This window comes from Mesorhizobium sp. WSM2561, assembly GCF_000513915.1.
Lineage (GTDB): Bacteria > Pseudomonadota > Alphaproteobacteria > Rhizobiales > Rhizobiaceae > Mesorhizobium > Mesorhizobium muleiense.
This window is the reverse complement of sequence record NZ_AZUX01000014.1, coordinates 26097-38190: the sequence shown is the minus strand read 5'-3', so window position 1 is coordinate 38190 and position 12094 is coordinate 26097. Positions and strand designations below refer to the sequence as shown.

Here is a 12094-nt window from a genome sequence, read left to right as displayed (position 1 = left end):
GTCGCGGATCTGGCCCGCGCCAACCGCTCACCGAAGGTGCAAGGAAAGGTGCAGGTAAATTCGACGACGATCGATATTTCTCAGCTAAAACAACCTGTTAGTATGGAAATATGGCGGAGAGAGCGGGATTCGAACCCGCGTTACGGTCTCCCGTAAACACACTTTCCAGGCGTGCGCCTTCAACCACTCGGCCACCTCTCCGTCCTGGCATTTTCGCTGCGGCCGGTTTCGCCGCGCGGGTTGGGGAGATGCCGTCTCCTTGGGGGATTCCGGTCCGGAACTCCGCACCGTCGGCGCCGTCAACCAGCGGACGCCTTTTCCCCACACCTGAGCCGTCAAAGCAACAGGCGCGGGGCTCATCTAGTCGATCCGGTGCCGAATGCCAAGACATAACAGCACTCTATTCGCTTTGTCGGACAGGGGTGCTCAGTCCATGCCGCCAGCGCTGCTAGGCAAGCCGATCGCCGCGATCGGCGGCGTCGTCTTGGCCGACCGAGCTGCGAAAACCGGCGGCGGTTCAACTCAACTGTCGCGATTGCGGATAAAGCGCGCAGATCCTATTTATCAGGCCGATACAGATATTTCTGAAAGTGCGGGGAGGTAGGGTCTGGATGTTCCGCTTCGTCTTCCGTCTTGCCGCAATGGTTGCGCTTTCGGTTTCGGTCATCATGGCGGTGATCGACGCGACGCGCTCGGTGGCCGCCTCCGCCCTGGTCATGACCCCGCTCAACACGAGCTGGCTAGCCGTCGCGCCGGATACGCGAAGCGCCTTCGAAAGCTTCGTCCGCGACAGGCTTGGTCCGCTGCTGTGGGACGGCGGCATCGCCTGGGTGCTCAACCAGCCCGGTTTCGCGGTGTTCGCGGTGCTTGCCTTCGTTCTCTACATGATCGGGTACCGGCGGGAGCGGGCAACCGGGCGGTTCGCCTAGACTTGATAATTTGTTGTTGATGACCTTCCGGCGTCCCCAACCAAGGCGTCCCAACCAAAGAGAAAGGGAGACTGCACATGTTTCTCAGCGACATGCTGAACAAGAAGCTCAACCTGCCGAAGCCTGCCGAGGCGCTGCCGGGTCGCGCCAACCCTATCCCGACGGCATCCAATCACTTTGTCTCGAAGCGGCCGCTGAAGGGGCCCTATCCAGACGGGCTGGAGAAGGCCATGTTCGGGCTGGGCTGCTTCTGGGGCGCGGAACGCCTGTTCTGGCAGGTCGAGGGCGTCTGGGTCACGGCCGTCGGCTATGCCGGTGGCGTCACCCCCAATCCGACCTACCAGGAAACCTGCACCGGTTTGACCGGTCATGCCGAAGTGGTGCTGGTCGTCTACGACCCGAAGATCGTGTCCTATGCACAGCTTCTGAAGCTGTTTTGGGAAAGTCATGATCCGACGCAAGGCATGCGCCAGGGCAACGACGTCGGCACCACCTACCGCTCGACGATCTACACCTTCGGCGATGCGCAATACCAGGCGGCGATCGCCTCGCGCGACGGCTACGAGGCCTCGTTGCGCGGCGCCGGGCGCGGCAAGATCACCACCGAGATCGCGCCGGCGCCGGAATTCTACTTCGCCGAGGAAGACCACCAGCAATATCTGGCGAAGAATCCCTACGGCTATTGTAATCTGCAGGGCACCGGCGTCGCCTGCGCCATCCCGGCTGGCGTCTCCGCCTGAGGCCTTGGCGGGACGATGATCCCGGCTTTTCCAACAGGTCAAAATTCCGCGTGAATTTTGCTTCGGGCCGTGCCAGATTGGCCCGAAGCGGGAGGAAGACACTCCTGTCTGATGTCGCATGCCTGCCGGAGAACCGAGCAGGCAGGCGGTGCATAACGGAAAAATAACCGACAGGGTGTGGATCACATGAAACGTATCGTTCTCGGCCTCCTGGCCGCAACTGCGATGGTTCTTCCGGCCTTCGCCGCGGACATCCAGCCAGCACTTCTCTACGATCTCGGCGGCAAGTTCGACAAGTCGTTCAACGAAGCGTCCTACAACGGCGCCGAAAAGTTCAAGGCCGAAACCGGCATCGCCTATGTGGAATTCGAGGTCTCAAACGCCACCCAGCGTGAGCAGGCACTGCGCCGTTTCGCCGAGGATGGCCGCAATCCGATCGCCATGGCGGGCTTCTCCTGGGCGGATGCGCTGGAGAAGATCGCCGTCGAGTTTCCCGAGACCAAATTCGCCATCATCGACATGGTCGTCGACAAGCCCAACGTCCGCTCCGTCGTCTACAAGGAGCAGGAAGGCTCCTATCTCGTCGGCATGATGGCGGCGATGGCCTCGAAGACCAAAAAGGTCGGCTTCATCGGCGGCATGGACATTCCGCTGATCCGCCGATTCGGCTGCGGTTATGTCGGCGGCGCCAAGGCGGCCGGCGCGACCGATGTCATCCAGAACATGACCGGCGACACGCCGGCAGCCTGGAACGATCCGGCCAAGGGCGGCGAGATCGCCAAGACGCAGATCGACCAGGGCGCCGACGTGATCTACGCAGCGGCAGGCGGCACCGGTGTCGGCGTGCTACAGGCAGCAGCCGACGGCGGCAAGCTCGGCATCGGCGTCGATTCCAACCAGAACGGCCTGCAGCCCGGCAAGGTGCTGACCTCGATGGTCAAGCGCGTCGATGTTGCCGTCTACAACACGTTCATGGACGCCAAGAACGACAAGTTCACCGGCGGCATCAACGATCTCGGCCTCAAGGAGGGCGGTGTCGACTACGCCATGGACGACAACAACAAGGCGCTTGTCGACGACGCGATGAAGGCGGCGGTCGAAAAGGCCAAGGCCGATATCATCGCCGGTACCATCAAGGTGCACGATTACATGTCGGACAATTCCTGCCCCTATTGACCGCGAGATTGCCGATCTGATCGACGCCGCCGGGTGAAAACCCGGCGGCTTTTTATCCGCAAGCTTACCAATGCGGCGGCTTGGTCACCGGCACGTCGGGTGCGGCCTGTTCCTCCAGCGCCAGGAAGCGGTCGGCCAGCGCATCGAGCTTGCGCTGCATGCGCTCGATCACCTTCCACTGCTCGGCGATCTGGCCGGACAGTTCCTCGATGATCTTCTCCTGCTCGGCGGCGCGGATTTCCAGCGTCGTCAGCCGGTCGTCGGGCATGGTCATTTGAAATCCTCGATCTGGCGAATGTGAAGGCTGCGGCACGTTCGAAATTGACAAGCGCGCGGGGATTTGTCGAGAGTGAACGCTGCTCCGGCAATTGGCACAGGCGGGGCGTCATGCTAGGCGTTTTGACCAAGCGATAAAAATACGATGGGAAAGGCTGCATGGCGCAAGCCGCAATCGAGCTGATCGGCATCAACAAGAGTTTTGGCGCCGTACGCGCCAATCGCGACATCAATCTGGAGATCGCGCGCGGCACCATCCACGGCATTGTCGGCGAGAACGGCGCTGGCAAGTCGACGCTGATGTCAATTCTTTATGGGTTCTACCAGGCCGACAGCGGCGAGATCCGCGTCGGCGGCCAGCCGGCGTCGATCAAATCGCCCAACGACGCCATCGCGCTCGGCATCGGCATGGTGCATCAGCATTTCATGCTGGTCGACAATTTCACGGTGCTGGAAAACGTTATTCTCGGCGCCGAAAGCGATGCGCTGCTGAAGAAGAGCATCGCCAAGGCGCGGTCCGAGCTGGAACGGCTCGAGCGCGAATACGGGCTGGAGGTCGATCCCGATGCGATCATCGAGGAATTGCCGGTCGGCCTGCAGCAGCGAGTCGAAATCCTCAAGGCGCTGTATCGCGGCGCCGAGATCCTGATTCTCGACGAGCCGACGGGCGTGCTGACTCCCGCAGAAGCCGACCATCTGTTCCGCATCCTCAGGCAGTTGAAGGAGCAGGGTAAAACGATCGTGCTGATCACCCATAAGCTGCGCGAGATCATGGCGATCACCGACACGGTCTCGGTCATGCGCCAGGGCACGATGGTGGCGACACGAGAAACCACGAAGACCACGGTCGGAGAACTGGCCGAGCTGATGGTCGGGCGCCGCGTGCTGCTCAGGGTCGAGAAGGGCGAGGCGGAAGCCGGCGGGGTCAAGCTCGCGGTGAAGAACCTGACGGTGAAGGATTCGCGTGGCGTCACCATGGTCGACGACGTCTCCTTCGATGTGCGCGCCGGCGAGATCGTTGGCATCGCCGGCGTCGCCGGCAACGGGCAATCCGAAATGCTTGAGGCGATTTCCGGCATCAGGCGCGCCGTCTCGGGCTCCGTCATGCTCGACGGCAGGCCGATCGATCTGACCGGGGCCGCCGATCCCGGCGAACTGCGCGACCGCGGCCTCGCCCATGTCCCGGAAGACCGTCATCATGTCGGGCTGGTGCTGGCCTTCGAGGAGAACGAGAATTCGATACTCGGCTATCACGACGATCCGCGATACCTGAAGGGACCGTTCCTCGACATCGACGCGATCCGCGACGACGCGAGGGACAAGATCGCCAAATACGACATCCGCCCGGCGGACTGCCGTCTCAAGACCGCGAATTTCTCCGGCGGCAACCAACAGAAGATCGTGCTGGCGCGGGAAATGGAACAGGACCCGGGCGTGCTCATCGTCGGCCAGCCGACGCGCGGCGTCGATGTCGGCGCCATCGAATTCATCCACAAGCGGCTCATCGCCATGCGCGATCAGGGCAAGGCGGTGCTGGTGGTGTCGGTCGAGCTCGACGAGATCCGTTCGCTCTCCGACCGCATCCTGGTGATGTTTGCCGGCCGCATCGTCGGCGAGCGCGGCCCCGAGGCGAGCGAAGGCGAGCTTGGACTGCTGATGGCCGGCGTCGAGCACCGGGAGGCGGCGGAATGAGCACGCCTTACGCCAAGCTGCCGGCCTGGGCGGATTACGGGCTGATCCCGGTGATCAATCTCGCCGTTGCCTTCGTCGTCGCCGGCCTCGTCGTGCTTCTGGTCGGCGAAAATCCGTTCCGCGCTGCCGCCGTCCTGGTCGAGGGCGCCTTCGGCCGTGGGCAAGGCATTGCGTTCACGCTGTTCTACGCCACCACCTTCATCTTCAGCGGGCTGTCGGTGGCGGTTGCCGCGCATTGCGGCCTGTTCAACATCGGTGGCGAGGGCCAGGGCTATATCGCCGGTCTCGGCATCGGCATCGTCTGCCTGGCCTTCGACAGCGTGCTGCCATGGTGGCTCACCTTTCCGCTGGCGATCATTGCCGCTGCGGCGATGGGGGCGCTGTGGGCGCTGATCCCGGCCTATCTGCAGGCCAGGCGCGGCTCGCACATCGTCATCACCACGATCATGTTCAATTTCATCGCCGCCAGCGTCATGGTCTACGCATTGGTCGGATTCTTGAAGCCGGCCAATTCGATGGCGCCGCAGACACGCACCTTCCTCGACGGCGCGCAACTGCCGAAGCTCAACTGGGTCATCGAATTGTTCGGCGCCAAGATCCGCTCGGCGCCGTTCAACATCAGCTTCCTGTTGGCGCTGGCCATGGCGTTTCTGGTCTGGGTGCTGATCTGGCGCACCAGGCTCGGTTACGAGATGCGCACCTACGGCCACAGCGCGAAAGCGGCGCGCTATGCCGGCATTTCGGAGACCCGCATCATCATCGTCGCCATGATGATTTCGGGCGCGCTCGCCGGCATGATGGCGCTCAACCCGACGATGGGCGACCAGCACAATGTCGCGCTCGAATTCGTTTCGGGCGCCGGCTTCGTCGGCATCGCCGTGGCGCTGATGGGGCGCCTGCACCCGGTCGGCATCGTGCTCGCCGCAATATTGTTCGGCATGCTCTACCAGGGCGGCGCCGAGCTCGCCTTCGAGATGCCGGCGATCAGCCGCGACATGATCGTCATCATCCAGGGCCTGGTCATCCTGTTCGCCGGCGCGCTCGAGCATATGTTCCGGCCCTATGTCCAGGCGCTGTTCGCCTCGCTCAGCCCGAGATCTGTCGGCATCGAAGCGATCAAGGGGAAGGGTGCCTGAGATGGATCTGTTCAACGCCATCATTCAGGTTCTGGACTCGACCATCCGCCTGTCGGTGCCGTTGCTGCTCGCATGCCTCGCCGGTCTCTATTCGGAGCGGGCCGGCATTTTTGACATCGGGCTCGAGGGCAAGATGCTGGTCGGCGCCTTCGCCGGTGCTGCCTCCGCCTCCGTCTTCCATTCCGCCTATATCGGCCTCGGCATGGCCATCCTCATCTCGGTCGCTTTTGCGCTGGTCCACGGCTTTGCCTCGATCACCCATCGCGGCAACCAGATCGTCTCCGGCGTGGCGATCAATTTCATTGCCGCCGGATCGACGATCATGCTCGGCCAGGCCTGGTTCCAGCAAGGTGGACGTACGCCGGCTCTGGCCTCGGACGAGCGGTTCGGGGCGATCGTCTGGCCCGCCGCGGACGCGCTCAGGGGCGTGCCGATCCTCGGACCGATATATTCGGAACTGATCTCCGGTCATTCCGTGCTGGTCTATGTCGCGTTCCTCGCCGTGCCGTTCACCTGGTGGGTGCTGTTCCGCACCCGCTTCGGCTTGCGCATGCGCGCGGTCGGCGAGAACCCGGGCGCGGTCGACACCGCCGGCATCTCGGTCGCCTGGCTGCGCTACCGGGCGCTGATCTGCACCGGCGTGCTCACCGGCATTGCCGGCGCCTATCTGTCGATGGTGCAGAATGGCGGCTTCGTCAAGGACATGACTGCCGGCAAGGGCTACATCGCCCTGGCCGCGCTGATCTTCGCCAAGTGGAAGCCGGTCAACGCCATGTTCGCCTGCCTGTTGTTCGGCTTCCTCGACGCGCTGTCGATCCGCCTGCAGGGCACGCCGCTGCCGCTGATCGGCAAGGTGCCGGTGCAGCTCATGCAGGCGCTGCCCTATATCCTCACCGTCATCCTGCTCGCCGGCTTCATCGGCAAGGCAATTCCGCCGCGCGCCGGCGGCGTGCCCTATGTCAAGGAACGCTAAGCGTGATTTCGAACCGCAGGTCAGCGTCAGCGAAAAGTGGAAGCCGGTTTTCGGACAAGATCATGCAATGGAAAAACAATGTCCCATGATCTGTTCGAAGCGGCCAAGGCCGCCATGGCCAAGGCCTATGCGCCCTATTCGAAATTCCCGGTCGGGGCGGCACTGCGCACCGAGGACGGCCGCGTCTTTACCGGCGCCAACGTCGAGGTCGCGTCCTATCCGGAAGGTTGGTGCGCCGAAACCACCGCGCTCGGCCACTTCATCATGGCCGGCGGCGGCAGGGTAACGGAGATCGCTGTCATCGCAAAGCGCATGGCTAAATGCTCGCCCTGCGGCGGCTGCCGGCAGCGGCTGGCCGAATTCTGCCGGCCGGAAACCAAACTCTATCTTTGCGACAATGCCGGCGTGGTCGAAACCGTGACCATGGGCGAGATGCTGCCCTACGGCTTTCAGGGCGATATGTTGAAATGAAGAGCTTGGTTGAAATGAAGAGCTGGTTGACATGAAGGAAGCGCTTGATCGTCTGGTCGAAAGGCTGGACGGGCTGGCGCCCGCCACCGCGCTGGTGCTGGGTTCGGGCCTTGGCGGGCTTGTCGACCAGGTCGAGGATCCTGTCCGCATTTCCTATGGCGAATTGCCGGGCTTTCCCAGAAGCGGCGTCACCGGCCATGCCGGCGAGGTGGTGGCGGGACATTTTGCCGGCACGCCTGTGCTGATGCTGTCCGGCCGCGCTCACTACTACGAGCATGGCAACGCGGCGGCGATGCGGCCGGCGCTTGAAGTGCTTGCCGGCTTCGGCATCTCGCAACTGATCCTCACCAATGCCGCCGGCTCGGTCGATCCGGGCATGGGACCGGGCTCGGTGATGCTGATCACCGACCACATCAATTTCTCGGGTTCCAATCCGCTGATCGGCGAGCCGAGCGACCGCCGCTTCGTCGGCCTGACCGAAGCCTATGATGCCGGCCTTCGCTCAGCGATCGAGACGGCCGCGAAGGCGACGGACACCGCGCTGCACAAGGGCGTCTATATGTGGTTTTCCGGGCCGTGCTTCGAGACGCCCGCCGAGATCCGCATGGCGCGCGTCATGGGCGCCAATGCCGTCGGCATGTCGACCGTGCCGGAGGTCATTCTCGCCCGTTTCCTCGGCCTGCGCGTCGCCGCCTGCTCGGTCATCACCAATCTCGCCGCAGGGATGACAGGGGCGGAGCTTTCGCACCAGGAGACCAAGGACATGGCGCCGATCGGCGGCGCGCGGCTGGCGACCATCCTCCAGCGTGTGTTCCAGGATGGGTTGCCGGAGCGTAAGGTCCCGGCCTGATGCTTCCCCAGGAAATCATCCGCAGCAAGCGCGACGGCCACAAGCTGTCGACGCAGGAGATCGCCAGCTTCATCGAAGGCGTCACCGCCGGCACCGTCTCGGACGGGCAGGTCGGGGCCTTCGCCATGGCGGTGTTCTTCAACGGCATGAGCCGCGACGAGGCGGTGGCGCTGACCCTGGCGATGCGCGATTCCGGCGACGTGCTCGATTGGTCGGACCTGCCGGGTCCGGTCACCGACAAGCATTCGACAGGCGGCGTCGGCGACAATGTCTCGCTGATGGTGGCGCCGATCGTCGCTGCCTGCGGCGCTTATGTGCCGATGATTTCCGGCCGCGGCCTCGGCCATAGCGGCGGCACGCTGGACAAGATGGACGCCATCCCCGGCTATACCAGCCAGCCGGATGTGGCGGGATTCCGCAAGGCAGTGCTCGAAGCCGGCTGCGCCATCATCGGCCAGACCGCCGATCTCGCGCCCGCCGACCGCCGGCTCTATGCGATCCGCGACGTGACGGGAACCGTCGAATCGGTGCCGCTGATCACCGCCTCGATCCTGTCGAAGAAACTGGCCGCCGGCCTGCAGTCGCTGGTGCTCGACGTAAAGGTCGGCAACGGCGCCTTCATGGAAAAGTCGCGCGACGCAACGACACTGGCGAACAGCCTGGTCGAAGTCGCCAATGGCGCCGGCCTGAAGACCTCGGCGCTGGTCACCGGCATGAACGAGCCGCTGGCGTCGGCAGCCGGCAACGCGGTCGAGGTGCGCAATGCCGTCGATTTTCTCACCGGCCGCTTCCGCGACCGGCGCCTCGAGGATGTGACGCTGGCATTGGCCGCAGACATGCTGCAGTCGGCCGGGCTGGTGTCGTCCAACCAGGACGGCATGCGGCGCGCCGCCGAGACGCTTGCCGGCGGCGGTGCCGCCGCCGTCTTCGCGCGCATGGTGGCGGCGCTCGGCGGCCCAGCCGACTTCGTCGAGAACCCGGAAAAATACCTGCCGAGGGCGGCGACGGAATTTGCGGTCAAGGCCGCCGAAAACGGCTTCGTCACCGGCATCGCCACCCGCGAGATCGGACTTGCCGTCGTCGGGCTTGGCGGCGGGCGCATCCGGCCGGACGACAGGATCGACCATGCCGTCGGCATCACCCGGCTGCTGCCTGTCGGCGCGGAGGTGCGGGCCGGCGAGGCGCTGGCGCTGGTCCACGCCCGCAATGCCGGGGATGCCGAGGCGGCCGCCGCCGTCGTGCTTTCGGCCTATACGATCGGCGCTTCGAAGCCGCCCGCGGAAAAAACCGTCATCCGGCGGATCCTGCCGCGCGGTTGAAGTTTTTTTATTGGACCATGATCTTTCCGAAAACCGGTTTCCACTTTTCGGGATCATGGTTCACTGGACGAGCAGCAGCGCGCCGTTCTCGACCTGGTATTTTTCCAACCTCTGGAGAAAGCTCAGGCCGATCAAATTGGTGCGCAGCGCCCTGTCGTCGAGCACGACCGCCTGGACGCCGTCGAGCGTGATCTTGCCGATCTGCAGCCGATCGACGGTCACCAGCGCAGCCTTGATCGCGCCGTTGGCGGTGTTGACCTGGTGCTTGAAATCCGACGCGTTCAGCGAAACGCCGATCCTGCGCGCCGTCGAACTGTTGATGGCGACCAGCGTTGCGCCGGTGTCGATCATGCCGTCGACCGTTCGACCGTTGAGCTTGAACGCCGACGTGAAATGCCCGCGCGCGTCAGCCGGGATCACGACCTTGCGGCCGAGCGGCTGCGCCGGCCTGTCGGGAACCGTGGCCAGGTTCAGGTCCGTTTCGACCGCCGGGCTGGCCCCGACCGCCGATTTCAGCAGGCCTTCGAACATCTGCGGATTCGACTGGTAGAGCATCGGGAACGACGCCGATGCTACGGCGAGCACGCCAAGGATGAGAAGATTGCGCAGCATGGACCGGCCTTCGTGAAGACCCATGCTTATCGCGGCATGGTGTTTGCCGCTTTAACAGATGCAGAAAGCGGTCGTTTGCGTAAACGATCGGTAAACGAGCGGCGCCACGGTCATTTGGTCCCGTACATGCGGTCGCCAGCATCGCCGAGGCCTGGCATGATGTAGCCCTTCTCGTTGAGCTGGCGGTCGATGGAAGCGGTGAAGACCGGGACATCGGGATGCGCCTTGATGAAGCGATCGAGGCCTTCTGGCGCCGCCAGCAGGCAGAGGAAGCGGATGTTGGTGGCGCCGCGCCCCTTCAACTTGTCGATCGCGGCGATCGCCGAATTGGCGGTCGCCAGCATCGGATCGACGACGATCACCAGCCGGTCGGCGAGATCGCTCGGCGCCTTGAAGAAATATTCGACCGCTTCCAGCGTTTCGTGGTCGCGGTAGAGACCGATATGGGCGACGCGCGCCGCCGGCACCAGGTCGAGCAGGCCTTCGAGCAGGCCGTTGCCGGCGCGCAGTACTGAGGCGAAAACCAGCTTCTTGCCCTCCAGCGTCGGCGCTTCCATCGTCTCGATCGGCGTTTCGATCGTCGTCGTCGTCAGTTCGAGGTTGCGGGTGACCTCGTAGCCGAGCAGCAGCGAGATCTCGCGCAGCAGCCGCCGGAAGCCGGCCGTCGAGGTTTCCTTCTTGCGCATGATGGTCAGCTTGTGCTGGACAAGCGGGTGGTCGACGACGGTGACGCCCTGCATGGTGGTCTCCTAGCTGCGCAGGTGAAAGTGAGTAGTGAATGGTGAATAGTGAATCGTGAACAGGTTTGCGAGTCCTTGGTTCAGCGGAAAACTCGCGGTTGACGGACCGAAGCGCCGGGTGGACCATTCACCATTCACCATTCACCATTCACCATTCACCATTCACCATTCACCATTCACCTGCCCTTGACGTCGAGCCGGCCCAGCAGCATTGCCTTGGTCTTCCTGTCGACGAAGGCGGCGTCGATGGCGGTTCTGGTGACGGCGGCGAGCGCCTTGTCGTTCATCGAAAAATGCTCGGCGGCAATGTCGTATTCGCGCTTCAGCGACGTCCGGAAATAGGGCGGATCGTCGGAGTTAAGCGTCACCTTGCAGCCCGCCGCCAATAGGGCCGGGAAAGGGTGATCGGCGAAACTGTCGAAGACCTTCAGCGCGATGTTGGAACTCGGACAGCATTCGAGCACGACGCCTTCGTCGGCGATGCGCCGGACAAGGTCGGGGTTCTCGATGGCGCGCACGCCATGGCCGATGCGGGCGGGGCGGATGTGGTCGAGTGCGGCCTTGACGCTCTGCCAGCCCATCAGTTCGCCGGCATGGACGGTGATGCCTAGGCCGGCCTCGCGCGCGATTTCGAAGGCCCTGACATAGTCCTCCAGATCGCCGATCCGCTCGTCGCCGGCGACGCCGAAGCCGGTTACCAGCGGATGCCCGCAGCGGGCGGCGAAGCGCGCCGCCTGCTCGATCGATTCGACGCCGGCATTGCGCACGCCGGTGACGATCATGCGGCCCTCGATGCCGGTCTTGGCCTTGGCGCGCGCCATGCCTTCGCCGAGCGCGTCCGTATAGGCCCTGGGCGACAGGCCGGCCTTCCCGGCGTGGTCCGGCGAGGTGAAGATCTCGGAATAGATTGCGCCGTCGCGGGCGAGGCTGGTCAGGTAATGATCGGCCAGCCGCGCATAATCCTCTTCGGTGCGGAACAGGTCGGAGGAGAAGTCATAGGCGGCGAGGAAGGAGGTGAAATCGTGCCAGACGAAAGAGCCGTCCTGAATGTAGGGCGAGGCGTCCTTGCCGTATTTCTGCGCCTGGCGGATGACGAGTTCGGGCGCCGCTGCCCCTTCGATATGGCAGTGCAGTTCCGCTTTCAAAGGCATGCAGTCATCCCGTCAGGTCAGTCCAGGAC

The 12094-nt window shown here is 63.8% G+C and carries 13 protein-coding genes and 1 tRNA gene; 9 read left to right on the top strand and 5 right to left on the bottom strand.

The features are described 5' to 3' along the window. Nucleotides 1-111: 111 nt before the first annotated feature. Nucleotides 112-201: transfer RNA gene (locus tag M727_RS0112885), tRNA-Ser, on the bottom strand. A gap of 410 nt (nt 202-611) precedes the next feature. Here M727_RS0112885 and M727_RS0112880 point away from each other — a divergent pair. From M727_RS0112880 to M727_RS0112870, 3 genes are all read left to right on the top strand, one after another. Continuing rightward, complete coding sequence (locus tag M727_RS0112880; RefSeq protein ID WP_027153028.1) at nt 612-929, top strand: hypothetical protein; 318 nt, start codon at nt 612-614, stop codon at nt 927-929. 77 nt (nt 930-1006) lie between these two features. Further along, nucleotides 1007-1669: a peptide-methionine (S)-S-oxide reductase MsrA gene (gene msrA / locus M727_RS0112875; protein WP_027153027.1), complete on the top strand. Its 663-nt coding sequence runs from the start codon at nt 1007-1009 to the stop codon at nt 1667-1669. 186 nt (nt 1670-1855) lie between these two features. Beyond that, the gene (locus M727_RS0112870) at nt 1856-2845 is read left to right on the top strand and encodes a BMP family ABC transporter substrate-binding protein (RefSeq protein WP_027153026.1); all 990 of its coding nucleotides are present in this window, start codon (nt 1856-1858) and stop codon (nt 2843-2845) included. Between the two features lie 64 nt (nt 2846-2909). Here the strand turns inward: M727_RS0112870 and M727_RS0112865 are convergent, their stop codons facing one another. After that, on the bottom strand, nt 2910-3119 hold the full coding sequence (locus tag M727_RS0112865) for a SlyX family protein (protein WP_027153025.1): 210 nt from the start codon (nt 3117-3119) through the stop codon (nt 2910-2912). A gap of 161 nt (nt 3120-3280) precedes the next feature. Between M727_RS0112865 and M727_RS0112860 the strand changes: the two genes are divergently transcribed. The 6 genes from M727_RS0112860 to deoA all read left to right on the top strand — a co-directional run bounded on the left by M727_RS0112860 (nt 3281) and on the right by deoA (nt 9562). Then, complete coding sequence (locus M727_RS0112860) at nt 3281-4813, top strand: ABC transporter ATP-binding protein (RefSeq protein WP_027153024.1); 1533 nt, start codon at nt 3281-3283, stop codon at nt 4811-4813. Continuing rightward, entirely contained in the window at nt 4810-5949 is a 1140-nt protein-coding gene (locus M727_RS0112855) for an ABC transporter permease (protein WP_027153023.1), read from the top strand. Before M727_RS0112860 ends, M727_RS0112855 begins: the two co-directional genes overlap by 4 nt. Nucleotide 5950: 1 nt before the next feature. Then, nucleotides 5951-6922, top strand: coding sequence for an ABC transporter permease (locus M727_RS0112850; RefSeq protein ID WP_027153022.1), 972 nt, complete (start codon nt 5951-5953; stop codon nt 6920-6922). 78 nt (nt 6923-7000) lie between these two features. Next, nucleotides 7001-7393 (top strand): cytidine deaminase, encoded by a 393-nt coding sequence (gene cdd, locus M727_RS0112845; protein ID WP_027153021.1) that lies wholly within the window; start codon nt 7001-7003, stop codon nt 7391-7393. A 31-nt stretch (nt 7394-7424) separates the two neighbouring features. Continuing rightward, entirely contained in the window at nt 7425-8243 is an 819-nt protein-coding gene (locus M727_RS0112840) for a purine-nucleoside phosphorylase (protein WP_027153020.1), read from the top strand. Then, on the top strand, nt 8243-9562 hold the full coding sequence (deoA, locus tag M727_RS0112835; RefSeq protein ID WP_027153019.1) for a thymidine phosphorylase: 1320 nt from the start codon (nt 8243-8245) through the stop codon (nt 9560-9562). Before M727_RS0112840 ends, deoA begins: the two co-directional genes overlap by 1 nt. Nucleotides 9563-9622: 60 nt before the next feature. Here deoA and M727_RS0112830 read toward each other — a convergent pair whose 3' ends face one another. From M727_RS0112830 to M727_RS0112820, 3 genes are all read right to left on the bottom strand, one after another. Beyond that, nucleotides 9623-10174 (bottom strand): TIGR02281 family clan AA aspartic protease, encoded by a 552-nt coding sequence (locus M727_RS0112830; protein WP_027153018.1) that lies wholly within the window; start codon nt 10172-10174, stop codon nt 9623-9625. A 110-nt stretch (nt 10175-10284) separates the two neighbouring features. After that, complete coding sequence (upp, locus tag M727_RS0112825) at nt 10285-10914, bottom strand: uracil phosphoribosyltransferase (protein WP_023797505.1); 630 nt, start codon at nt 10912-10914, stop codon at nt 10285-10287. A gap of 176 nt (nt 10915-11090) precedes the next feature. Then, on the bottom strand, nt 11091-12065 hold the full coding sequence (locus M727_RS0112820; RefSeq protein ID WP_027153017.1) for an adenosine deaminase: 975 nt from the start codon (nt 12063-12065) through the stop codon (nt 11091-11093). Between the last annotated feature and the right edge of the window lie 29 nt (nt 12066-12094).